Below are 23193 nucleotides of genomic sequence, written 5' to 3'. Positions count from 1 at the left end.
CGGGCATCTTGAACGGGTTCAAGACGGGCGTAGCATCGATGCCGTGACCACCCTCAGCGTTGCCGACCGGCTGTCGGCCTGGCGATACGCGTTCGCCACCACCAACCCGCCCGAGCAGGGCGTCGTCGACTCGGTCACCCGTTGGCTGGTCGTCACCCGCGCCGGCGTACTGCCGATGACGTTCACCTCGGGTCTGATCGCGGTCCTGCTGGCCGCCGTCGCGACCGGGTCCGTCGACTGGCTCAACGTCGTGCTGGCCGTCATCGGCATCGTCGTGGCCCACCTCGCCAACAACCTGATGAACGACCTGACCGACACCGACGTCGGCAACGACACCGCCGACTACCCGCGGGCGCTCTACGCGCCGCACCCGATCCTCGCCGGCCTGGTCACCCGCCGGCAGCTCGTGGTCGGCATCCTGCTCTGCCAGGTGGTCGACCTGGCGATCATGATCACGCTGATCGTCCGGCAGGACTGGTGGATCGCCGCGTTCGCGCTCGGCGGGCTGTTCCTCTCCTGGGCCTACACGGCCCCGCCGCTGCGGCTCAAGAAGGTCGGCCTCGGCGAGGCGGACGTGCTGGTCACCTGGGGTCCGCTGATGGTGGGCGGGGTCTACTACGCCGGCACCGGGACGCTGCCCTGGGCGGTCGTGGTCGCCGCGTTCGTCTACGCGCTGCTGCCGACCACGGTGCTGATGGGCAAGCACATCGACAAGCTGCCGTACGACCGGCGCAGCGGCACCCGCACCCTGCCGGTGGTGCTCGGCGAGCCGGCCGCGAAGGCGGCCACGGTCGGCATGATGGTCCTCTACTACGTGGGCGTGGTGGTCCTGGTCGCGGTCGGCGAGCTGCCCTGGCCGGCGCTGCTCACGCTCGGTGGATTGCCGACGCTGGTCTGGGTGTGGCGGCGGTTCCGCGAGCCGAAGCCGGTGGACCCGCCGCCGAACAACCCGGTCTGGCCACTGTGGTGGGCGCCGCTGGCGTTCATCCACACCCGGCGGGCCGGCGCACTGCTGATCATCGGGCTGGCCGCCTGGGCCGTGTGGGTGGCGGTGCGTTAGGGGCGGGGTCCGAGCAGGTCCCACTTGTTGCCGGCGACGTCCTCGAAGACCACGACACTCCCGTAGGGCTCGTGGCGGGGCTCGCCATGGAAGGTCACGCCGGCCTCGCGCATCCGGTCGTACGCGGTTTGGAAGTCGTCGACGCGGAGAAAGAACCCGACGCGCCCGGCGAGCTGGTTGCCGACCACGGCGGCCTGGTCGTCGCCGTCGGCCTGGGCCAGCAGCAGGCCGGTGACCGCGCCCGGCGGGCGGACCACGACCCAGCGCTTGGGGCGGCCGTCGTTGGTCTCGGCCGGGCTGTCCTCCACGAGGTCGAAACCGAGGGCGTCGACGAAGAACCCGATCGCCTCGTCGTAGTCGTCCACAACGATCGCGGCTAGTTCGATGTGCATGGGGCGGAAGACTAGCTCGCCTCGTCTAACCTCGGGTCGGGCTGGGAGAGGGGTGCCGCGATGGCGGAGGAGGAACGGGAGCGCCACGGCGGCGCGACCGAGCCGGTGACGCCGGTCGAGCACGAACCTAAATGGAGCGGTGCGGCACCGGTGCCACCGCCCGCGCCCAAGCGGAAGCGCTGGCTCGAGGACGAGTCGATGTTCCCGCCGCCACCACCGCCGCCGGCCACGCCGCCCCGCGATCCCACGCTCGACCTGCCCACGGGCCACGCGTTCGAGCCCGACACCCCGGTCGACCCGTGGGCCGACGCCGACCCGCTGCCGGCGTACCCGATGGACGTGACCTATCCGCCGACACGGCAGGAGCCGGTCTCGCCACCGCCACCACCCCCGGCGCCGCCGCCCCCGCCCGCGTCGCACGCCCCGCCGCAGCCGCCGGTGCCGGTGCCGACGCCCGCACCGACGCCGGTGAAGAAGCCGAAGTCGAAGCGCCGGCCCGAGCCCGCGGGCCCGCCGCCCGGTTGGCGACCGCCACCCGGTTACGTCGCGGTCCCCGTGCGCCGGCGCCGCAAGTGGCCCTGGCTCGCGCTGCTCTCGCTGCTCTGCTGCTGCGGCTGCCCGGCGTGGTTCGGCCAGCCGGTGTACGCGCAGTTCCCCGCCGACGCGGTCGTCCCGAGCACGATCGGGAGCCTGACGCTGCGCGACGACGCGCAGAGCAAGCGGACGGCCGAGGAGCTGAAGAGGCAGCTGCAGTCGACCAACTGGTTCAGCTCGCCGTTCGCCGGTGTGTACGTCGACGGCGACGGCAAGCGCGCCACCGTGTTCGGCACGACGGGTCTGCACTTCTCCCCCGACAGCGACGTGACCGCGGAGATCAACCGGGTGACGCCGAACTACAACCTGCGCGACGTCAAGGCGGTGTCCGCGACCGAGCGGGGCGAGAGTCGCAAGTGCGGTGTCGGCACCGACAACGGCGCCCAGGTCGTGGTCTGTTCCTGGGTCGACTACGGCAGCCTCGGCACGGGCGTGTTCACCCGGCTGGACGTCGACGACAGCAACGCGCGCCTCAGCCAGCTCCGCGACACGATCGTGACCCGCCGAGCGGACGGTTGAATCCCTCTATCGAGGGGCACAATGATCGGATGATCCGCCGGTGGTTGTTCGCCGACCAGTTGGGGCCACACTTCCTGGACGCGCCCCGCCAACCCGTGCTGCTGATCGAGTCGAAGGCCGTGTTCCGCCGCCGCGCGTTCCACCGGCAGAAGGCCCACCTCGTGCTCTCCGCCCTCCGGCACCGCGCGGCCGAGCTGGGCGACCAAGCGATCTTCCTGCGCACGGATACCTACGGCGAAGCACTACGCAAGGTCAGCGGCGAGGCACTGGACGTGTGCCATCCGACCTCTCGCCGGGCGGCGGCGTTCGTCGGCGCGCTCGACGGGGTGACCGTGCGGCCGCCGCGCGGTTTCGCCACCTCCCCCGCCGACTTCGTCGCGTGGGCCGACCGCCGGCACGGCCGGCTGCGGATGGAGGACTTCTACCGCGACGCCCGGCGCCGCCTTGACGTGCTGATGGACGGCGACTCGCCGGCGGGCGGCAAGTGGAACCTGGACACGGAGAACCGCCGGCCGCCGCCGTCGTCCGGCGTGCAGGTGCCCGACCCGCCGATGCCGGTCGAGGACGAGATCGACGCGGGCGTACGCGACGACCTCGACCGCTGGGAACGCGAAGGCATCGAGTTCGTCGGCCGGGACGGCCCGCGGCTGTTCCCGGCCACGCGCCGCGAGGCCCTGGCCCGACTACGGCACTTCGTCGAGCACCGACTACCCGCGTTCGGCCCGTACGAGGACGCGATGCTCGCCGGCGACCCCTGGATGGCGCACAGCCTGCTCTCCGCGCCGCTCAACCTGGGCCTGCTCGACCCGCTGGACGCGGTGCACCGGGCCGAGGCCGCCTACCGCTCGGGTGCGGCGCCGCTGTCCTCGGTGGAGGGTTTCGTCCGCCAGCTGATCGGCTGGCGCGACTACATCTGGCACCTGTACTGGTACTTCGACGCCGACTACGGCGCGGCCGACGGCCTGCGGGCGAGCCGCCGGGTGCCCGCGTGGTTCCGGGCCCTGGACGCGGACGCGGTCGAGGCCCGCTGCCTGTCGGACGTGCTCGCCGGCGTCCGCGACCGCGGCTGGGTGCACCACATCCCGCGCCTGATGGTCCTGGGCAACTACGCGCTGCAGCGCGGCTGGCGCCCGGCGGAACTGGTCGACTGGTTCCACCGCAGCTTCGTCGACGGCTACGAGTGGGTGATGACCGCGAACGTCGTCGGCATGAGCCAGTACGCGGACCTCGGCGCGATGACCACGAAGCCGTACGCGGCCGGTGGTGCCTACATCAACCGGATGAGCGACTACTGCCGGGCCTGCCGGTACGACCCGCGCTCGCGCCTGGGCGTCAACGCGTGCCCGTACACGGCGGGCTACTGGGCCTTCCTGGACCGCAACCGCGGCCGCCTGCGCGGCAACGTCCGCCTCGGCCGGGCGATGCGGCAGCTCGACCGCATCGACGACCTCGGCGCGGTGCGGGAGCAGGAACGCGACCGGGGCGACGCCGCGCCGTGACGGCGTCCTATGTGGTCACGGGCGGCGCGGCCGGCGTGGGCCGCGCGATCGCGACGCGCCTGCTCGCCGTCGACGGCACCACGGTGGTGGTGCTCGACGTCGCCCCGGTGACCTGGTCGCACCCGCGCCTGCTGGCGGTCACGGGCGACGCCACCGACGAGGCGGCCGCCGGCGCCGCCGCCGACCAGGCCGAGGCGGCGGCCCCACTGGCCGGCTGGGTCAACAACGCGGCGGTCTTCCGCGACCTGCCCCTGGACAGGACACCGGCGTCGGAGGTGGTGGCCCTGATCGCGCTCAACCTGGCCCCGGCCGTGGTCGGCAGCGCGGTCGCGGTCCGCCGCTTCCTGGCCGCGGGCACCCACGGCGCGATCGTCAACGTGTCGTCGCACCAGGCGCAGCGCGCGGTCCGCGGTGCGCTGCCCTACGCGACGGCGAAGGCCGCGGTGGAGGGCCTGACCCGGGCGCTGGCGGTGGACTACGGTCCCGCGGGGATCCGCGCGAACGCCGTGGCGCTCGGCTCGATCGACACCGCGCGCTACGCCGACTATCTGGCCGGTCTGCCACCGACCGCCGTGACCCAGGTGGCCGAGCAGATGGGCCGCCTGCACCCGCTCGGCCGCGTGGGCCGCGCCGACGAGGTCGCCGAGGCGGTCGCGTTCCTGCTCTCCCCGGGCGCGAGCCTGATCACGGGCGCCGTGATCCCGGTGGACGGCGGCCGCGCGGCACAGGGCCAAGACCCCGAGTCCGGATAAGGACTGAGAAAACCGCCCTTCGGCTGATCGCTTGTGGACGGCGTCGATGGCATCGTCTTCCCGTGATCGTTACGGGGGCAGCACCGACCATCGAGTCCACCGCGGCACCGAGCCCACCGCCCGAGCCGCCGCGCCGCCGGCGCCGTGCCCTCGCCGTGCTGCGGCACGAGTGGACACTGGTCGTCCTGGGCGCGCTCGCCCTGGCCGCGGTGGTGACCTGGCCGACGCTGCGCCATCCCACCCGGACGATCCCGAGCGACACCGGCGACCCGACCATGCAGGCGTGGCAGATGGCGTGGTCGGGCCACGCGCTGCGGACGGACCCGTCGAGCCTCTGGCAGGCCAACGCGTTCCATCCGGAGCCCAACAGCTTCGCCTTCACGGACACCCTGCTGGGGTACGCGCCGGCGGGCCTGATCGGCACGGGCCCGGCCGCGGGCCTGCTGCGCTACAACATCGTCTTCGTGCTGGCGGTCGCGCTCGCGTTCGTCGGGGCCTATGCGCTGGTCCGCCAGCTCGGCGCGGGGCGGGTCGCCGGGGCCTTCGCGGGCGCGGCGTTCGCGTGCGCGCCGTGGCGGCTCGCGCAGGCCGGGCACCTGCAGGTGCTCTCGACGGGCGGCATCGCGCTCGCACTGGCCATGCTGGCGCGGGGGCACGGCTGGTCGCTGCGGCACGGATATCGCCCGTCGCTCGCCCGGCCGGGCTGGGTCGTCGGCGGGTGGTGCGTCGCCGCGTGGCAACTGTCGCTGGGCTTCGGCATCGGCGTGCCGTTCGGGTACGCCCTGGCGCTGGTCTGCGTCGTGGCGGTGCTCGGCTGGCTCTGGCGCCGCCCGCCGCTGTCCCGCCGCCTGGTGCTCGCCGACGGCGCCGGGCTGGCGGTGTTCCTCGCCGTCGCGGGGTTCATGGCCCGGCCCTACCTGCTGGTGGCGGAGCAGTTCCCGTACGTGCGGCGCAGCTGGGAGGACCTGCAGTGGTCCTCGCCGCCGCTGCGCGGCTTCTTCACCTCGCCGGGCACCTCGATCGTGTGGGGCGACCTGTTCGCCGGCGCCCGCGCGGACCTCGGCCACCGGGGTGAGGTCTCGCTGCTGCCCGGGTTCGCCCTCTACGGGCTCGCCGCGGTCGGCGTCGTGCTGTCGATCTGGACGCTACGGCAGCGGCTGCTGCTGGCCGCGGCGGTGATCGCGAGCATCGTGCTGGCGATGGGCACGGAAGGCCCTGGCGGCGGCCGCTACACCTACGGGTTGCTCTACGCGCTGCCCGGCTTCGACGGGATCCGTACCCCCGGCCGCCTGGTCGTCTGGACCACGCTGCTGCTCGCCGTCCTGGCCGCCGGCGCGGTCGCCCGGCTGGTCGTGGCCGGCACGAAGCCGGTGCGGCTGGCGCTGGTGCTGCTGCCGCTGCTGGTCGTGGCCGAGGGCCTGAACACGACGCCGCACCCGCCGATGCCGACCGCGCCGCCGATTCTGGCCACCGCGCCGGCGCCGATGCTCGTGCTGCCCAGCGGCGCGACCATCGACGGCATCCCGATGCTGTGGACCACGGACCGGTTCCCACCGATGGTCAACGGTGCGGCCGCCTTCACCCCACAACGGCAGAACGCGATCCGCGAGGCCACGGTCACCTTCCCGGACGCGGACAGCGTCGCCCTCCTGCGCGCGACCGGCGTGCGCAGCGTCGTCGTGGTCCGCGACGCCGTGCGGGGCACACCGTACGAAGGCACGCTCACGGGCCGCACCGACGGCCTGTCGCTCCGGCGCGTGGACACCCCGGAGGCGGTGGTCTACCTCCTTCCGGACGCGCCGCCGTAGCTCACCGTAAATGCGAGGCGGGTTGTCGTACCCGGACGTCAGGATGAGCCATGCTCCGTGATGCCCTTCCCCGTCGGCCCGAGGCGCGTCGGCTGCTGGCCGCGACCTTGTTCTCGGCGACCGGGCGGGGGCTGACCCTGCCGTTCATGTTCATCTACCTCACGAAGGTCAGAGACGTGTCGGCCGGCACGGCGGGCCTGATCATCGGGTGGATGGCGGTGTGCGCGCTGGCGATCGGGCCGGTGGGCGGCTGGGCGGTGGACCGCTACGGCGCGCGCCGGATCGTCCTGCCGATGCTGCTGGTCGAGGCGGCCGGGGTGGGCAGCGTCGGCTTCGCCCAGTCGCACTGGCAGGCGTTCCTGTCCGTCACGCTGATCGGCGCCGGCGGCGGCGTGATCTGGGCGGCGAACACGACGATCCTGTCCTCGGTGACCGACGGCCTCGAACGCCAGAAGACCTTCGGCCTCAACTTCGCCCTGCTCAACCTCGGCATCGGCACCGGCACGGTGATCGCCGGCGCGATCGTCGACCTGGACAGGCCCGGCACGTTCCAGGTCATCTACCTGATCGACGCGACGCTCTATCTCGTCCCGTTCGTCAACCTGCTGACGATGCCCGGCGTCGGGCGACGGCTCGCACCGGCCGCGACCGGCGAACCGGCCCAGACCCGCCTGCGCCAGCCCGGCTACCGGGAGGTCTTCGCCCATCGCGGCTTCCGGCGGCTGCTGGCGTTCAGCGTGGTGCTCACGATCAGCGGCTACGCGCAGATCGAGGTCGGCTTCACCGCTTTCGCGATCGACGTGGCGCAGGTCGGCCCGCAGACCGTGGCGTACGCCTTCACCGCGAACACGCTGGTCATCGTGCTGGCTCAGCTGTTCGTCGTGCGCGTCATCCAGGGCCGCAGCCGCACGGTCCTGCTGTCCCTCGTCGGCGTGATCATGGCGGCGGCGTGGTTGATCCTCGGCGTGGCCGGCGCTGTCGACGGCCGCAACGTGGCTCTCGCGGCCGTGGCGGTCATCGCCTGCGCCGCGGTGTTCGCGGTCGGCGAGACCCTGCTGTCACCGATCAACCCGACGCTGCTCAACGCGCTGGCGACCGACGAGCTGCGCGGGCGGTTCAACGCCCTCGGCTCGATGGTCTGGGGCATCAGCGGCATCGTCGGCCCGATCACCGCCGCCCCGCTGATCGGCGGCGGCCACAGCTCGGTCTGGCTCGCCCTGACGGTGATCGGCTGCCTCGTGGCAGCGCTGCTGGCAGCCTCGCTGCGCAAGGTGATCACCGCCGAGCAGGACGGCCGCGACCAGCCGGGCGTGGCGCCCGACGACCTATCCACGGCCGACGAGCCGGTCCGCGCCTCGCCGACCCCGGCGGCGTAACGGATCCTCGGGCTCTCACGCTGACCAATACGTCGCCCTCCGCTCGATCGCCCTAGGACGTGAGGAATACATGCGCTCTTACCGTGCCCTGCTCGCGGCGCTGCTGTCCGGCGCCGGGCTGGCCCTGCTCTCCGGCAGCCCCGTGGCTGCCGCGCCGGGGCCGGCCGACCTCGTCGTGGACGTCACCGCTTCGCCCACCGACCTACCGCCCGATGGCGGCCCCGTCGACGTCACCGTCGCCCTGCGCAACACCGGTGGCGCCGCCGCGGACGACGTCACCGTCAAGCTCGACCTGCCCGCCGGTGCGCAGATCATCGGCGAGGGCGTCGACCCGCGGTGCCAGGTCGGCCAGCCGATCAAGTGCCGGTACGGTCGGATCGGGGCCGGCACGGAGGCGGCCCCGGTCACCATGCGCCTCCAGGTCCCCGCCGGTGCCGCCGACGCGACCGTCGCGGTCGTCGCGACCGCCGCGACCAAGGACCGCGAGGCGTCGACGGCCAACAACACCGACCGCGCGCAGATCCGCTACGTCGACCGGCCCGACCTGCTCGTGGAGGTCAACCCCACGGCCAGCGAGATCTCCACAGAGGGCGGCCTCGGTGCCCGCGCCGGCGTCTCGGTCGCCGTCCGCAACCACGGGACCCGTGCCGCGTCGGACATCCGGGTGACGATCCAGCCGCCGCCGTCGGCCCACGTGCCGACGGAGCAGTTCGACCCGGCCCCGTGGCGGTGCGACGTCGCCGCGGCCACCTGGACCTGCACGCTCGACGCGATGTCGGCCGACCCGGAGAGCAACTTCGGGTTCGTCTACCTGCCGCTGCAGTTCCCGGCGGGCACGGCCGGCGACAGCGAGACCATGACGGTGACCGCCACGACGGCCGACCCGGAGCTGACCGTCGACAACAACACCGCGCGGGCGACCTTCCGATACGTCGACCCGCCGCCTGCCGACATCGACGTGTACGGCGTCGACGTCTACCCGTCCGAGGTGCGCGCCGGGGAGCCGTTCAAGGTGTCGGCCTACGCGATCAACACGTACAGCTTCGCCCACGACGTCCGCATCCGCGTGCCGCTGCCGGAGACCGTCACGGCGACCTCGGTGACGGCCGACGACCCGGGCTGGTCGTGCCCGGTGCCCGCCGACGGCCGGTCGTGGGAGTGCGTCCGGGACAGCTGGGACATGGGCGGCACGGTCGTCCTGACCTTCGACGTGGTCGCCGCCGCGGGAACGCCCGACGGCACGTTGACGTTCACCGCCACCGCGACCCGGGCCGGCGACGAGCCGAACGTCGACAACAACACGGCCTCCGGCAGCACGACCTACGTGGCGGAGGGCGCCGTCCGCGGAGTCGCCTGGCGCGACCTCGACAGCGACGGGCAGCGCGCGTCCGGCGAGCCGATCGCCGCCTGGGACATCGGCCGGATCCTGTTCGTCCGGGAGGGCACGACGCCTACCTGGGACACGCCGATCGGCTACATCAACGACCGCAACGGTGACTACCGGGTCCGGCTGGCACCCGGGCGCTACGTGGTCGAGGTCGACACGCGCGCCGGCGTCGTGTTCACCACGCCGGACGCCGGCGACGACGCGACCGACTCGGACATCACCCAGACCGGCGAATACTGGGACCACGTGACGGGCCGCAGCGCGGTGGTCGAGGTGGTCGACGGTGGCGAGGTGACGGTCGACATGGGGGTGGTCCCGACCGCGTAGCGCGGCCGGGATCGCTGTCAGGCGCTGGCCGTGCCGGCCCTCGTGGGCCGGCTCGGCGGCGGCGCCGACACATAGCGGCTGGTGGCGCGCGGGTCCAGGTTCGCGCGGGTGACGTCGCCGCCGTAGTGGGAGATGACCCGGTGGTCCATCACCGCTCGCCAGACCGGCGGGATCACCGCCACGAGGATCATGGTCGCGTAGCCGGCCGGCAGTTGCGGCGACGTCTCGAACGTGCGCAGCGTCTGGTAGCGGCGGAGCGGGTTGGCGTGGTGGTCGCTGTGGCGTTGCAGCTGGAACAGGAAGACGTTGGTGGTGATCCGGTCACTGTTCCAGCTGTGCCGCGGATCGACCGGTTCGTAACGCCCGGCCGGCCCGCGCTGCCGGCGCAGCCCGTAGTGCTCCAGGTAGTTCACCACCTCGAGCAGGCTGAAGCCGACCACGGCCTGGCACAGGAGGAACGGCAGGACCGCGGGTCCGAAGGCCGCGGTGAGGAGCACGCCCAGGGCGGCTGTCATCGCCCACGCGTTGAGGACCTCGTTGCGGTGCGTCAGGACCCGGCGCCGGCGCAACCGCAGCCGGCTCGACTCGAGCCGCCACGCCGAGCGCAGGCTCCCCAGCACGGTCCGGGGCCAGAACCGCCAGAACGTCTCGCCGAGTCGCGCGCTGGCCGGATCCTCGGGCGTGGCCACCCGTACGTGGTGTCCCCGGTTGTGCTCGACGAAGAAGTGCCCGTAACCGGCCGGAGCCAGCGCGATCTTGGACAGCCACCGCTCGACCGACTCCCGCTTGTGGCCGAGCTCGTGCGCGGTGTTGATGGCGATGCCGTTGACGATCCCGGTGGTGAGCACGAGGCCGACCATGCCCAGCGGCCCCGGTCGGCCACTCACCCAGACGGCGCAGCACACGGCCAGCGCCGCGTACTGCGCCGGCAGGTAGAGGTAGGTCAGCCACCGGTAGTAGCGGTCACCCTGCAACGCCGCGTAGGCGGTGTCCGGTGGGTTGCGGCGGTCGAGGCCGGCGAGCACGTCGATCAGCGGGATGAAGCCGAAGACGGCGACCGGCGTCACCCACCACCCGACGTCGCCGGCGACCCGCGACAGGAGGTAGCCCGCGAAGGGCAGCATCGGCACGACCAGCGCCAGTGGCCAGAGGTGCCGGCGGGGATCCACCCAGTTCATCAGCCAGCCTCCTTTACACGATGACCGTCGATGTAAAGAGTGTGGACGAGGTGGCCTGTGCTGTCCAGAGCGACGTACGATGTGGACCATGAGCGAGCCGGTCCGCCACCGCACCGCCGTGCGGGCCCGCCTGCGGGCCACGCTGGTGGCGGCCGCACGCGAGCTGGCCGTCGCCCGGGGCTGGCGGGAGGTGCGCATGGCCGACGTCGCCGCGGCCGCCGGGGTGAGTCGGCAGACCGTCTACAACGAGTTCGGCGACAAGGCCGGGTTGGCCGATGCACTCGCCGCCGCGGAGATCGACCGGTTCCTCGGCGCGGTGCGCGCGGCCCTGCACGGCCACGGCACCGACGTCCGTGCCGCCGCGCGGGCCGCCATCGGCGTGACGCTCGGCGACGCCGCCGACAACCTACTGATCAAGAGCATCGTGCGGGGTGCCGAGGAGCAGCCCGACGCACTGCTGCCCTACCTGACGACTCGCCCGCAGCTGATCCTCGACGCGACGGTCGCGGTGCTGCACGAGTGGGCGGCGACGTTCCTGCCCGGCTACAGCCGGGACGAGCTCGAGATCGTCTTCGACTCGATCGTGCGGCTGGTGATCAGCCACCTGACGTACCCGGTGGCCGCGCCCGAGAAGGCCGCGGCCGACCTCGCCGATCTCCTGGCCCGGATGGTGCGCGCCACGTCCGTCACTCCGCCTGGGGAGTCCCGCCGCGGAGCATCGGGGCATAACGCGGGACGTATTCCTGGCCCGTCAGCTCCTGGATCGCGGACATGACCTCGTCCGTGATCTGGCGCAGCGACGAGCTGTCGCTCTCGCGGCCCGTGACCTCGATCGGCTTGCCGAACTTGACCGTGGCCGTGCCGCGGACCAGCCGCGGCATCCGGTGGCCGATCGGCTGGACCCGCTCCGTGCCGATGAAGCCCACCGGGATGATCGGCACACCGGCCGCCAGCGCCAACCGGGCCACGCCGGTGCGGCCCCGGTAGAGCCGGCCGTCCGGGGAACGGGTGCCCTCCGGGTAGATCGCGACGAGGTCACCGGACTTGAGGACCGGGATCGCGCCGTCGAAGGCGCTCAACGCCGCCCGGCCGCCGGCCCGCTCCACCCGGATCGCGCCGATGCCGGTCATGATCGAACGGCTGAACCAGCCCTTGACGCCCGTGCCGGTGAAATATTCCGCTTTCGCCCAGAATGCGATGTGGCGTGGGATGACCGAGCCCAGGAACAGCTCGTCGGCCACCGACAGGTGGTTGCCGGCGATGATCGCGCCACCGGTGGTGGGCACGTTCTCCAGCCCTTCGACCTTCGGCGCCCAGCCCCGCCGCATGGCAGTGCCCACGGTGTAGTAGCCGATCGTGTAGAGCAGCGGCACGGGTCCTCCGGGTCCTCGCGGCGTGGGCGGTGTCACCGTAACCGACACCGCCCGCCGCCGCGAGTGGCAGAAAATCCCTAACTGCGCGTGACCGTCACCCGTACGGTCTCTCCGTCGCCGACCTCGCCCGCGAAACCGCCCACGCCGCCGGAGCCGCCGAACGTGATCGCGTCGGCCAGCACCTCCCGGGCCACGAAGTCCCGGTGGTCCTCCACCGCCGCACGCACCTCGGCGGACCCGTCGAGGTCCACCCGGATCCGGTCGGACACCGACAGGTCCGCGTCGCGGCGGGCCTGCTGCACCACCCGCACCACGTCCCGGGCGACGCCCTCCGCCGCCAGCGCCGGGGTGACCGCGCTGTCCAGCACGACCACGCCCTCGCCGCCCGGCAGGGTGGCCGAATTGCCCGGGTCGGCGGCGACCAGCTTCAGGTCGTACTCGCCCTCCTGGAGAGTGACCCCCGCGGCGACCGGCTGGCCCGACACGAGCGACCAGTCACCGGCCTTGACCGCCTTGATCACCTGCTGCACGGCACCACCGACCCGCGGGCCGAGCGCCCGGGGCACCACCGTCAGCACCCGCTCGCAGTGCGCGGCCACGTCGTCGGTGAACTCCACGGCCTTCACGTTGACCTCGTCCGTGACCAGGTCGGCGAACGGCCGCAGGACGGCCGCGTCCGGCGTGGCCACCGTCAGCAGCGGCAGCGGCAGCCGCACCCGCAGCCCCTTGGCCTTGCGCACGGACAGCGCCGACGACACCAGCTCCCGCACGGCGTCCATCGCCGCGACCAGGTCGTGGTCCGCCGGGAACTCGTCGGCCGACGGCCAGTCGGTCAGGTGCACCGACCGCTCACCGGTCAGCCCGCGCCAGACCTCCTCGGCGGTCAACGGCGCCAGCGGAGCCATCACCCGGGTCAGCGTCTCCAGCACCGTGTAGAGCGTGTCGAACGCGTCCCGGTCGCCCGCCCAGAACCGGTCGCGCGAGCGCCGCACGTACCAGTTGGTCAGCGCGTCCAGGAACGTCCGCACGGTCAGGCACGCGCCCGAGATGTCGTACGCGCCCATCTGCCGGGTGACCGTCTCGACCAGCTCCCGCGTCTTCGCCAGCACGTAGCGGTCGAGCAGGTGCGTCGAGTCGACCCGCCGCACCGCCGAGTAACCGTCCGCGTTGGCGTACAGCGAGAAGAAGTACCAGACGTTCCACAGTGGAAGCAGGACCTGCCGCACCGTGTCCCGGATCGCCGGCTCGGTGACGGGCATGTCGCCGCCGCGCAGAACGGGCGAGGACATCAGCATCCAGCGCATCGCGTCGGAGCCGTACTCGTCGAACACGTAGTAGACGTCCGGGTAGTTCTGCAGGCTCTTGCTCATCTTGCGCCCGTCGGAACCCTGCAGGATGCCGTGGCTCACGCAGGTGCGGAACGCCGGCCGGTCGAACAGCGCCGTCGCCAGCACGTGCATGGTGTAGAACCAGCCCCGCGTCTGTCCGATGTACTCGACGATGAAGTCGCCCGGGTAGTGGTGCTCGAACCAGTCCGCGTTCTCGAACGGGTAGTGCACCTGGGCGAACGGCATCGACCCGGACTCGAACCAGCAGTCGAGCACCTCGGGGACGCGCCGCATCGTCGACTGACCGGTCGGGTCGTCGGGGTTGGGCCGCGTCAGGTTGTCGATCCCGGGCCGGTGCAGGTCGGCCGGGCGGACACCGAAGTCCCGCTCCAGCTCGTCCAGCGAGCCGTACACGTCGAGGCGCGGGTATTCCGGGTTGTCCGACTTCCACACCGGGATCGGCGAGCCCCAGAACCGGTTCCGGCTGATCGACCAGTCACGGGCGTTGGCCAGCCACTTGCCGAACGACCCGTCCTTGACGTGGGCGGGCGTCCAGTCGATCTGCTGGTTGAGCTCGACCATCCGGTCCTTGAACTTGGTCACCTGGACGAACCACGACGACACGGCCTTGTAGACCAGGGGCGTGTCGCACCGCCAGCAGTGCGGGTAGGAGTGCGTGTAGGTCTCCTGCCGCACCACCACCCCGCGCTCCTTGAGGTCGCGGGTCACCGGCTTGTTGGCCTCGAAGACCTGCATTCCCTCGTACGGGCGCACGAGCGCCGTGAACCGGGTGTGGTCGTCGACCGTCACGATGGTCGGGATGCCGGCCGCGTTGCAGGCGTTCTGGTCCTCCTCACCGAACGCGGGCGCCATGTGCACGGCGCCGGTGCCGTCCTCGGTCGTGACGAAGTCGCCACCGAGGATCTGATAGGCGTTCGGCCCGGCCTGGTCGACCAGGAAGTCGAACAGCGGCGTGTAGCGCTTGCCGACCAGCTCGGCGCCGCTGCGGGTGCCGGTGCGGGTGAAACCCTCCAGCTCCTTGGCGTAGTAGTCGACGCGCGCGGCACCGACCAGGTAGACCTGCCCGGCGTCGTCGGTGAACTCCGCGTATTCGATGTCGGGGCCGACCGCCACCGCGAGGTTCGACGGCAGCGTCCACGGCGTGGTGGTCCAGACCGCGAGCTTCTCGCCGCTGTCGAGCGTGAACCAGACGGTCAGCGACGGGTCGTGCCGGTCGCGGTAGACGTCGTCCATCCGCGTCTCGGTGTTGGACAGCGGGGTCTCACAGCGCCAGCAGTACGCGAGCACCTTGAAGCCCTCGTACACCAGGCCCTTGTCGTGCAGGCTCTTGAACGCCCACATGACACTCTCCATGTAGGACAGGTCGAGCGTCTTGTAGTCGTTGGTGAAGTCGACCCAGCGCGCCTGGCGGGTGACGTAACGCTCCCAGTCCTGGGTGTACTGCAGGACCGAGGTGCGACAGACGTCGTTGAACCGCTCCACACCCAGGTCGACGATCTCGGCCTTGGTGGTGATGCCGAGCTGCTTCTCCGCGACCACCTCGGCGGGCAGCCCGTGGGTGTCCCACCCGAACCGGCGCTCGACCCGCTTGCCGCGCATCGTCTGGTAGCGGGGGACCACGTCCTTCACGTAACCGGTGAGCAGGTGCCCGTAGTGCGGGAGGCCGTTGGCGAAGGGCGGACCGTCGTAGAAGACGAACTCGTTGTCGCCGTTGACGCCGGCGTCGCGCAGCTCGACGGACGCCTCGAAGGTCTTGTCGGCCGTCCAGTGGTCCAGCACACGCCGCTCGACCGCGGGCAGGTCGGGGCTCGCCGGGACGCCCGGCTTGCTCTCGTGCTTGGGATAGGCCATCGGTGGTCAATCTCCTCGAACAGCTCACACACGTCGTGGACTGCGAGGACGACCCGAGGGCCGCGGTACCACCCCGCTTGATGGTCAAGGGACGACCACCCGCTCGTTGGCCGGCTGTAACGGGCCGAACCCGTCCGGTTCTACTGAGATCCGAAGATCCGTTCTTCCGGAGGCTCACCGGTGATGGCCGGGTCGTCGCCTATGGCCTCCAAGGCTACCCGACTCCCCCGGACACCTTCATCCGTATTACCGCGCGCTCGCCGCGCCGCCCGTCCCATATGCGCCGTCGGGCGACGCCGATCGGAGCTTGGCCTTACCCTTCCACTCAAGATCATCCATCTTCGCCACGGGAGGGACGCCTTGCGGCGTATCCGTCACATCATCGCCCTCGGGGCGGTCGGCGCGATCGCGGCGTTCGCGCTGCCGGCGCCGGCGCTAGCGGCCGCTCCGCCGGTCGTCGGCCAGGCCACGAACGACCGCGAAGACCCGACCCGCATCAGGGTCTCGACCACCGCCGATGCCGATGTCGCCTCGGTCACGGCCCACCTGGTGAGCTACTCGACCCAGGAAGTGGTCGCCAGCACCAGCGACTTCGCGCTCGCTTCCGGCACCGCACGCGACGGCGACTGGGTCTCGACGCCGCTGCGACTGTCGGCCATCGGGACCTTCCGGATCGACGTCGAGGTCACCGACGTCGACGGCAACCACACCCGTCGCGACCTGGCCGGCAGCTTCGGCTATTTCGTCACCACGAGCTTCGACCAGCTCAGCCTCAACCGGTCGACGGTGACCTATCAGAACAGGACCGTCACCGTCCGGGGCCGGATGCTGGGCACCTGGCCCGGCAGCACCACGGCGCGCCCGGTCGGCGCCGGGCTGCCCGTCCAGCTCTCGAGCTACTGCTGTCAGTTCGCGACGGCCTACACCCGGGCCGACGGCACGTTCGTGGGCACGATCGGGTTCGACGACACGGTCGGGCCGGTCTCCGTCAGCTATCAGTACGACAACGACCACCCCGGCTACGCCGGAACCGAGCAGATCTACGACCTCCCGGTGACAGTGACGCCCGCCCCGACGCGCTTCACGCTCGCGCTCGACCGTTCCCGGGTCGACCTCGGCGAGACGGTCACGGCGACAGGCACGCTGACCCGCAACTACGGCGACGGGTACGTCCCCCTCGCCGACGCGCCCGTGGTGGCGGGCTGGTGCGAGTCCACCTCCATGTGCCGCTTCCTGGGTGTCCTCGCCACGACCGACGCCGAAGGCCGCTACACGCTCACCGTGGCGCCCAGTTCCACCGGTTACCTCCAGCTCAGCCACTCCGGCTCCGACCAGGACGTCTTCCTCGGTGACGCGCTCAAGACGAGCCGTTGGGTCACCGTTCTCCAGACGTCGCACTTCGCCACCTTCGCCGCCGGCCGCAACGCGGCCGGGCCCGTGTGGATCGAGGGTGACCTCGACTTCGACGGCGGCCTGCACCCGGGCAGCATCCCGATCGAGCTGCAGTTCAAGCCGCTCGGCGCGACGACCTGGCAGACCGTGACGACGGTCGAGGCCGATTCCAGCGGCGTCTTCCGCGCGACGCTCGACCAGTTGTCGGCGGGGCACTGGCGTGCGCGGTACCCGGGCGAGACCGACATCTTCAAGGCGGCGACCAGCACCGCCGTGCGGGTCGACTGACACCGCAGGCGCCGGCTGGTCACGGGCCGGCCGGCGCCACCTAGGCTGGTCAGCGTGATTCGGATCGAGCTCGACGCGCCCACGCTCGACCGCACCCGCATCGCGATCAGCCCGCTCTGGGAGACCGTGGTCGGCCTCTACCTGCTCAAGCGCGACCCGGCCGAGGTGCCGTTTCCCTACGCGGCGTGGGCCGACCGGGCCCGGGAGGTGTTCCGCGACCTGCCGGCCACCGCGCCGCTGCGGCTCTACCTGCACGCCCTGCCCCGCTCCCCCGACTTCCTCACGCCGCTCCCACCCGGGCCCGCGCCCACGCTCGACGAGGAGCTGCACCAGTTCTGCGCGACGCCGGCGAGCCAGGTCGAGCAGCAGCTCGCGAGCTACTACGGCAGCGACCCACCCGGCTGGATCCAGCCGTTCCGCGACGACCGGGAGCGCATGTTCGCCCGGGTCGCCGACGACCTGGCCGCCTACTGGGACAAGGCGCTCGCGCCGCACTGGCCCGTGATGCGGGCCGCCCTCGACGAGGAGGTGCTGCACCGGGCCCGGGCGCTGGCCGCCGACGGGCCGGACGCGCTGCTCGCCGACCTGCACCAGCGGGTGATCTGGGAGCGCCCGGTGCTGACCCTGGTCAAGCACCTGGACCACACGTTCTCCGCCGTCGACCGGCGGCTGCTGCTGATCCCGCTGATCTTCTCCGCCGGCGCGCTGATGTGCTCGACCGACCACCCGGAGGTCGTCGCGGTCTCGTACCAGGCGCGCGGTGCGGCGGTGCTCGCCGAACGCCGGCCGCGGCCGGCCGGCCCGGACCGGCTGGCCATCCTGCTCGGGCGCGGGCGGGCCGCCGTGCTCGACGCGCTCGCCCGGCCCGCGACCACCGTCGGCCTGGCCGCCACCCTGGGCCTGGCCCCCAGCACCGTCTCGGAACACCTGGCCGCCCTCACCGCGGCCGGCGTCGTCAACCGGCGAAGGGTCGGCCGGCGGGTGCTCTACTCCCTCGAGCCGGCGGGCCTGGCCCTGCTCAACCTGCTCGGCGACGACCAGGCCCGCGCGCAGCATTCGGCATAAGCCGAATTCGTTTCCACGGCGGAAGCGCACCCTTAGCGTCCCCGGCATGGCTCTCGCGATCGAGGCGTGCGACCTGCGCCGGACCTACCGCACGCGCACCGGCTGGCTGAACCCCCGCCGGGTGGCGGTCGACGCCGTCCGGGGCGTGGACCTCGACGTCCGCCGCGGCGAGCTGTTCGGCCTGCTCGGGCCCAACGGCGCCGGCAAGACCACCACCATCAAGCTGCTCAACACGCTGCTCATCCCCAGCGCCGGGACCGCGCGGGTGTGCGGCTTCGACGTGGTGACGCAGACCCGGGAGGTACGCCGGCGGATCGGGTACGTCTTCGGCGGCGACCGCGGCCTCTACGACCGGCTGTCGGCGCTGGACAACCTGCGCTACTTCGCGGAGCTGTACGGCGTCCCCGCGGCCCGGCAGAAGCGAAGGATCGGCGAGCTGCTGGAGCTGGTCGGCCTGACGGGGCGGGAACGGGACCGAGTCGAGGGCTACTCCCGGGGCATGCGCCAGCGGCTGCACATCGCCCGCGGGCTCCTGCACGAGCCCGAGGTGCTCTTCCTCGACGAGCCGTCGATCGGGGTCGACCCGGTCGCCGCCCGGGAGTTGCGCAGCACGGTCGCCGGCTTGGCCGCGACGGGGACGACCGTGCTGCTCACCACCCACTACATGGCCGAGGCCGAGGAGCTGTGCGACCGGATCGCGGTGATCGCGGGCGGCGAGATCCAGGCGCTGGGCACCGCCGACGAGCTCAAGCACCACGCGGAAGGCCGCCGGGTGCTCGAGGTGCAGGCCTTCGGTGTCACGGACGCGCAGGTCAAGGGCATCGACCTGCTTCCGGGCGTACGCGAGGCGAGCGTCGCCGTGGTCGGCGCGGGCCAGGTGCTCACCGTGCAGTCCGACGCCGCCGTGGACGTGCAGGCCGACGTGCTGCGGGCGCTGGACGGGGTGCGGCTCGGCCGGGTCACCGCCCGGGCGCCCACGCTCGAGGACGCGTACGTCGCCATCGTCAACGGGGTCGACCGCAGGCCGGCGACGGTGACCGCGTGAGCATCGTGCGGTTGGTCGCGCTCGGCACGTTGCTGCACGTCAAGCAGATGAGCCGGTCCCAGTTCGAGATCGCCACCGCGCTGTTCGTCCCGCTGGTCCAGGCGACCCTGGCGGTCTACCTGTTCCGCGCCGGCAGCGAGCCGCACCGGATGCTGGAGGCGGCCGTCGGCGCCGGGATGATGGCCGTCTGGAGCTCCGTCCTCTTCGGATCCGGCGGGGCCATCCAGATGCAGCGCTGGCAGGGCACGCTGGAGATGCTGATGCTCTCGCCCCGGCCGCCGGCGCTGCTGATCTTCCCGATCACCCTGGCGACCGCGGTCACCGGCACGTACGCGATGGTCGCGACCCTGCTCTGGGGTGGTCTCGTCTACCGGATCCCGCTGGAGATCGCCGACCCCCTCGGTTTCGCGGTCGCGGTGCCGGCCGCCATCCTCGGCCTCGGGATGTTCGGCCTGCTGCTCGCCTCGACCTTCGTGCTGGTGCCGAACGCCAACGCGGTCAACAACGCCCTCGAGTACCCGGTCTGGCTGGTCTCCGGGATGCTCGTGCCGATCACCGTGCTGCCCGGCTGGACCGGCCCGATCAGCGCGGTGCTGCCGACCACCTGGGCCGCTCGCGCGGTCCGCGAGTCGGTCACGGGCGCCGGCCCGGTCTGGCCGTCGCTGGGCGCGTGCCTCGCGATCAGCGCGGTGTGCCTGGTCGCCGGCGCCACCGTCATGTCCTACGTGGAGCGTCGCGCCCGCGCGAACGCGACCCTCGCCCTAGCCTGAGGAGTGCCGTGCGCCTGCTCGTCGTCGGGGGCGTGATCGCCTACCGCGCCCTGTTCAACTGGGCCACGCCGTCGATGTTCGTCGGCACCCTACTCGTCGCGCCGCTGTTCCAGCTGCTGTTCTTCGCCTACCTCGGCCGCCAGCTCGGCGTCGCCGACGACACCTTCTACGTCGTCGGCAACGCGGTGCTCTCCGCGACGCTCGCCTGCGTGTTCGGCGGCACGCTCGCGGTCGCCAACGAGCGCCGCTGGGGCACGCTCGGCCACGTGCTGCTCTCGCCGCGGCCGCGCACGCTGATCTTCCTCGGCCGGGCCATCCCGTACGCCGGGAACGGTCTGTTGATCGCCGTGTTCACGCTGACCGTCGGGTCGATCCTGCTGGGCCTGCGGATTCCCGCCTCGGCGTTGCCGGGCCTGGCGGTGACGCTCGCGGTGGGTTCGCTGTCCTGCGCCTGTTTCGGGCTGACCCTCGGCGCGCTGGGGCTGCGGTTCCGGGACGTCTGGCTGATCTCCAACGTGTCGCTCGCGCTGATGATGCTGCTGACCGGGGTGAACGTGCCGGCGGAGCACCTGCCGGAATGGATGCGGGTCGTGGGCGGTGGGCTGCCGATCACGCACGCGGCGTCGGCGGCCCGCCTATTGGTCGCCGGGGACGGCTTCGGCGCGGCGTTGCCGTCGCTCGGGCGGGAGGTGCTTGTCGGGTTCGCGTACGCCGTGGTGGCGGCGCTGTTGCTCAAGGTCTTCGAGGCGGAGTCACGGCGCCGCGCGTCGCTCGACACCTTGTGAGCGGGTGACCCGCGTCATGTGTACAGGCGTACATTGCTTATGTACGTTCGTACACATGAGGACGCGGCGGTACGACCCGGGGCGGCGGGAACGCATTCTCGACGCCGCGATCGAGGTCATCGCCGAGCACGGGGTGGCCGGCACGACGCACCGCCTGATCGCGGCCGCGGCCGACGTGCCGCTGGGCTCGCTGACCTACCACTTCGACGGCCTGGACCAGTTGCTCGCGCAGGCGTTCACCCGGCTGGCCGACCGGCTGTCCCGCGCGTACGCCGCGCACTTCGACGGGGTCCGCTCCCGCGACGACCTGGTCGAGGCGGTCACCGACATGGTGCACGGCAACGCCGGCGCGCAGGTCGGCGAGTGGGCCGTCAGCTACGAGCTCTACCTGGCCGCCCTGCGCGACCCGGCCCTGCGCACCGTGACCGAGGAATGGATGCGGACCAGCCGCACCGTGCTGGAACGGTTCGTCGACCCGGACACCGCCCGCGGCCTCGACGCGCTGATCGAGGGGCTGCTCATGCACCGCATGCTGTCCACCGCACCGTTCCCCCGCGAGATCACCCGGGCCGCCGTCGCGCGGGCCGTCGCAACCCCGGAAGGGCCCGCATGACCTCGTCGACCCCCACGTCGGCCACCGTCCGGAGCGCGACCGCGGCGACGTACGCCGCGTTCATCGGCTCGGGGTTCGCCTTCGCCAGTTGGGCCGCGCGGATCCCGCAGATCCGTGACAACCTCGACCTCGACCCGGCCGCGCTCGGCCTGGTGCTGCTCGCGATCGCGGCGGGCTCACTGGTCGCGCTGCCGCTCTCCGGCCCGGTCGTCACCCGGATCGGCTCAGCGCGCACCGTCCAGGCGATGGCCGTCGTGCTCGCGATCGGCGTCGCGACCGCCGCGGTCGGCTCGCTGGTCGGCGTGGTGCCGGTGGTCATCGGGCTGTTCCTGCTGGGCTTCGGCAACGGCGCCTGGGACGTCGCGATGAACGTGCAGGGCACGGTGGTCGAACGCCACCTCGGCCGGTCCATCATGGCCCGGTTCCACGCCGGGTTCAGCCTGGGCACGGTCGCCGGTGCGCTCCTGGGTGCCGCGCTGGTGGCGTTCGACGTGCCGGTCGCCGCGCATCTCGCCGCGGTCGCGGTGCTCGTCGTCCTGGTCGTTCCCGCGTACGCGCGCCGCTTCGTCCCGGACCACGGCGAGGCCGACGCACCCGGCGAGCCGGCCCGCGTCGGGGCGTTGACCGCCTGGCGCGAGCCGCGCACGCTGCTGATCGGCCTGTTCGTGCTGGCGTTCGCGTTCGCCGAGGGGGTCGGCAACGACTGGATCAGCGTCGCCGCGATCGACGGGCACCACGTGCCGGCCGCGCTCGGCACCCTGGCGTTCGCCGCGTTCCTCACCGCGATGACGGTCGGCCGCTGGTTCGGGCCCGGGCTGCTCGACCGGTACGGGCGTGTGCCGGTCGTGCGGGTGCTGGCGCTCATCGGGGTGGTCGGGGTCGCGCTGTTCGTCTTCGGGCCCACGCCCTGGTACGCGTACGCCGGAACGCTGTTGTGGGGTCTCGGTGTCTCGCTCGGGTTCCCGGTCGGCATGAGCGCCGGCGGCGACGACCCACGGCGGGCCGCGGCCCGGGTGAGCGTGATCGCGTCGATCGGCTACTGCGCGTTCCTCGCCGGGCCGCCCACCATCGGCTTCATCGGCGCGCAGGCCAGCGTGCTGCGGGCGTTGACCAGCGTCGCGGTGCTGCTCGGGGTCGCCGCACTGGTCGCCGCGAACGTCCGCCCGTTGGCCACCGGGCCGGCCGGCGCGCTCCACGACGAGGACACGCTCACGCCAGCCGCCTGACCACCCGGGCCGGCGAGCCCACGGCGACCACGCCGGCCGGCAGGTCGCGGGTCACCACCGCGCCGGCTCCCACCACGGTGTCCGCGCCGATGGAGACGCCCGGGCACACGATGACCCCGCCGCCGAGCCACACGTTGTCGCCGATGACGATCGGCCGGGCGGCCTCCCACTTGTCGCGGCGCGGCTGCGGCTCGAGCGGGTGGGTCGCGGTGAGGAGCTGGACGTTCGGCCCGATCTGCACGTCGTCGCCGATCGTCACGGTCGCGACGTCGAGCGAGACGAGCCCCCAGTTGGCGAACGTCCGGGCGCCGACGACCGTCTGGTAGCCGTAGTCGCAGCGGAAGGGCGGCCGGATCTCGGTGCCGTCGCCGAAGCCGCCGAGCAGGTCGGTGAACAGCTCCCGGAGCCGGGCGTGGTCGGTCGGGTCCGTCGAGTTGATCTCGTGCGTGAGCCGCTGGGCCCGGGCGGAGTCCCGGGCCAGCTCCGGGTCGTCGGCGATGTACAGCTCGCCGGCCAACATCCGCTCACGCATGCTCTTCATGCC

General features: G+C 72.3%; 20 protein-coding genes. 15 read left to right on the top strand and 5 right to left on the bottom strand.

Features of this window, described 5'->3' with window-relative positions; genetic code table 11:
• Positions 1–43: 43 nt before the first annotated feature.
• Entirely contained in the window at positions 44–1060 is a 1017-nt protein-coding gene (locus AB0H87_RS05465; protein WP_360140062.1) for a prenyltransferase, read from the top strand.
• Here AB0H87_RS05465 and AB0H87_RS05460 read toward each other — a convergent pair.
• Entirely contained in the window at positions 1057–1452 is a 396-nt protein-coding gene (locus AB0H87_RS05460) for a VOC family protein (RefSeq protein ID WP_360140059.1), read from the bottom strand. The two genes, AB0H87_RS05465 and AB0H87_RS05460, sit on opposite strands and share 4 nt — an antisense overlap.
• A 60-nt stretch (positions 1453–1512) precedes the next feature.
• On the opposite strand from AB0H87_RS05460, the gene AB0H87_RS05455 reads away from it, so the two are divergent.
• The 6 genes from AB0H87_RS05455 to AB0H87_RS05430 all read left to right on the top strand — a co-directional run bounded on the left by AB0H87_RS05455 (position 1513) and on the right by AB0H87_RS05430 (position 9714).
• Positions 1513–2565, top strand: coding sequence for a hypothetical protein (locus AB0H87_RS05455; RefSeq protein WP_360140056.1), 1053 nt, complete (start codon positions 1513–1515; stop codon positions 2563–2565).
• A gap of 29 nt (positions 2566–2594) precedes the next feature.
• Positions 2595–4064, top strand: coding sequence for a cryptochrome/photolyase family protein (locus AB0H87_RS05450; RefSeq protein ID WP_360140053.1), 1470 nt, complete (start codon positions 2595–2597; stop codon positions 4062–4064).
• On the top strand, positions 4061–4816 hold the full coding sequence (locus tag AB0H87_RS05445) for an SDR family oxidoreductase (RefSeq protein ID WP_360140050.1): 756 nt from the start codon (positions 4061–4063) through the stop codon (positions 4814–4816). The genes AB0H87_RS05450 and AB0H87_RS05445 overlap by 4 nt, the downstream gene beginning before the upstream one ends.
• Positions 4817–4878: 62 nt before the next feature.
• The gene (locus AB0H87_RS05440) at positions 4879–6624 is read left to right on the top strand and encodes a hypothetical protein (RefSeq protein ID WP_360140047.1); all 1746 of its coding nucleotides are present in this window, start codon (positions 4879–4881) and stop codon (positions 6622–6624) included.
• Between the two features lie 50 nt (positions 6625–6674).
• Entirely contained in the window at positions 6675–8000 is a 1326-nt protein-coding gene (locus AB0H87_RS05435; protein WP_360140044.1) for an MFS transporter, read from the top strand.
• A 70-nt stretch (positions 8001–8070) separates the two neighbouring features.
• The gene (locus AB0H87_RS05430) at positions 8071–9714 is read left to right on the top strand and encodes an SdrD B-like domain-containing protein (RefSeq protein ID WP_360140041.1); all 1644 of its coding nucleotides are present in this window, start codon (positions 8071–8073) and stop codon (positions 9712–9714) included.
• Between the two features lie 17 nt (positions 9715–9731).
• Here AB0H87_RS05430 and AB0H87_RS05425 read toward each other — a convergent pair whose 3' ends face one another.
• Positions 9732–10892 carry an alkane 1-monooxygenase gene (locus AB0H87_RS05425; protein WP_360140038.1) on the bottom strand — a complete coding sequence of 387 codons (1161 nt, stop codon included), beginning with the start codon at positions 10890–10892 and terminating at the stop codon, positions 9732–9734.
• An 88-nt stretch (positions 10893–10980) separates the two neighbouring features.
• Between AB0H87_RS05425 and AB0H87_RS05420 the strand changes: the two genes are divergently transcribed.
• Positions 10981–11667: a TetR family transcriptional regulator gene (locus AB0H87_RS05420; protein WP_360140035.1), complete on the top strand. Its 687-nt coding sequence runs from the start codon at positions 10981–10983 to the stop codon at positions 11665–11667.
• On the opposite strand, the gene AB0H87_RS05415 is transcribed toward AB0H87_RS05420, so the two are convergent.
• Together AB0H87_RS05415 and ileS are read right to left on the bottom strand one after the other, a co-directional pair.
• Positions 11579–12265: a lysophospholipid acyltransferase family protein gene (locus tag AB0H87_RS05415; RefSeq protein ID WP_360140032.1), complete on the bottom strand. Its 687-nt coding sequence runs from the start codon at positions 12263–12265 to the stop codon at positions 11579–11581. The genes AB0H87_RS05420 and AB0H87_RS05415 overlap by 89 nt on opposite strands.
• Positions 12266–12342: 77 nt before the next feature.
• Positions 12343–15465, bottom strand: coding sequence for an isoleucine--tRNA ligase (gene ileS / locus AB0H87_RS05410; protein WP_360140029.1), 3123 nt, complete (start codon positions 15463–15465; stop codon positions 12343–12345).
• 360 nt (positions 15466–15825) lie between these two features.
• On the opposite strand from ileS, the gene AB0H87_RS05405 reads away from it, so the two are divergent.
• The 7 genes from AB0H87_RS05405 to AB0H87_RS05375 are packed head-to-tail and all read left to right on the top strand — an operon-like array spanning position 15826 to position 22649.
• Complete coding sequence (locus AB0H87_RS05405; RefSeq protein ID WP_360140026.1) at positions 15826–17145, top strand: hypothetical protein; 1320 nt, start codon at positions 15826–15828, stop codon at positions 17143–17145.
• Between the two features lie 54 nt (positions 17146–17199).
• The gene (locus tag AB0H87_RS05400) at positions 17200–18210 is read left to right on the top strand and encodes a helix-turn-helix domain-containing protein (RefSeq protein ID WP_360140023.1); all 1011 of its coding nucleotides are present in this window, start codon (positions 17200–17202) and stop codon (positions 18208–18210) included.
• A 46-nt stretch (positions 18211–18256) separates the two neighbouring features.
• A complete protein-coding gene (locus tag AB0H87_RS05395) occupies positions 18257–19255 on the top strand; it encodes an ABC transporter ATP-binding protein (protein WP_360140020.1) in 999 nt (332 codons plus the stop codon).
• Complete coding sequence (locus AB0H87_RS05390; RefSeq protein WP_360140017.1) at positions 19252–20025, top strand: ABC transporter permease; 774 nt, start codon at positions 19252–19254, stop codon at positions 20023–20025. The genes AB0H87_RS05395 and AB0H87_RS05390 overlap by 4 nt, the downstream gene beginning before the upstream one ends.
• 8 nt (positions 20026–20033) lie before the next feature.
• Positions 20034–20810, top strand: a complete 777-nt coding sequence (locus AB0H87_RS05385; protein WP_360140014.1) for an ABC transporter permease — start codon at positions 20034–20036, stop codon at positions 20808–20810.
• Positions 20811–20865: 55 nt separating this feature from the next.
• Entirely contained in the window at positions 20866–21423 is a 558-nt protein-coding gene (locus AB0H87_RS05380; RefSeq protein ID WP_360140011.1) for a TetR family transcriptional regulator, read from the top strand.
• Positions 21420–22649, top strand: coding sequence for an MFS transporter (locus AB0H87_RS05375; protein ID WP_360140008.1), 1230 nt, complete (start codon positions 21420–21422; stop codon positions 22647–22649). Before AB0H87_RS05380 ends, AB0H87_RS05375 begins: the two co-directional genes overlap by 4 nt.
• Here the strand turns inward: AB0H87_RS05375 and AB0H87_RS05370 are convergent.
• Positions 22633–23190, bottom strand: a complete 558-nt coding sequence (locus AB0H87_RS05370; protein WP_360140005.1) for a sugar O-acetyltransferase — start codon at positions 23188–23190, stop codon at positions 22633–22635. The genes AB0H87_RS05375 and AB0H87_RS05370 overlap by 17 nt on opposite strands.
• Positions 23191–23193: the final 3 nt, after the last annotated feature.

It is taken from the genome of Asanoa sp. NPDC050611, from assembly GCF_040654855.1.
In the GTDB taxonomy this organism is placed as follows: Bacteria; Actinomycetota; Actinomycetes; order Mycobacteriales; family Micromonosporaceae; genus Asanoa.
Note: the sequence above shows the minus strand (reverse complement) of the source record. Positions and strands in the feature narration are given on the sequence as shown.

Excerpts from the sequence above, each read along its gene's own strand:
- AB0H87_RS05375 (WP_360140008.1), top strand. The coding sequence starts at position 21,420 with ATGACCTCGTCGACCCCCACGTCGGCCACCGTCCGGAGCGCGACCGCG.
- AB0H87_RS05450 (WP_360140053.1), top strand. The coding sequence starts at position 2,595 with ATGATCCGCCGGTGGTTGTTCGCCGACCAGTTGGGGCCACACTTCCTG.
- AB0H87_RS05435 (WP_360140044.1), top strand. The coding sequence starts at position 6,675 with ATGCTCCGTGATGCCCTTCCCCGTCGGCCCGAGGCGCGTCGGCTGCTG.
- AB0H87_RS05455 (WP_360140056.1), top strand. The coding sequence starts at position 1,513 with ATGGCGGAGGAGGAACGGGAGCGCCACGGCGGCGCGACCGAGCCGGTG.
- AB0H87_RS05395 (WP_360140020.1), top strand. The coding sequence starts at position 18,257 with ATGGCTCTCGCGATCGAGGCGTGCGACCTGCGCCGGACCTACCGCACG.
- AB0H87_RS05420 (WP_360140035.1), top strand. The coding sequence starts at position 10,981 with ATGAGCGAGCCGGTCCGCCACCGCACCGCCGTGCGGGCCCGCCTGCGG.
- AB0H87_RS05370 (WP_360140005.1), bottom strand. The coding sequence starts at position 23,190 with ATGAAGAGCATGCGTGAGCGGATGTTGGCCGGCGAGCTGTACATCGCC.
- AB0H87_RS05380 (WP_360140011.1), top strand. The coding sequence starts at position 20,866 with ATGAGGACGCGGCGGTACGACCCGGGGCGGCGGGAACGCATTCTCGAC.
- ileS (WP_360140029.1), bottom strand. The coding sequence starts at position 15,465 with ATGGCCTATCCCAAGCACGAGAGCAAGCCGGGCGTCCCGGCGAGCCCC.
- AB0H87_RS05460 (WP_360140059.1), bottom strand. The coding sequence starts at position 1,452 with ATGCACATCGAACTAGCCGCGATCGTTGTGGACGACTACGACGAGGCG.
- AB0H87_RS05430 (WP_360140041.1), top strand. The coding sequence starts at position 8,071 with ATGCGCTCTTACCGTGCCCTGCTCGCGGCGCTGCTGTCCGGCGCCGGG.
- AB0H87_RS05425 (WP_360140038.1), bottom strand. The coding sequence starts at position 10,892 with ATGAACTGGGTGGATCCCCGCCGGCACCTCTGGCCACTGGCGCTGGTC.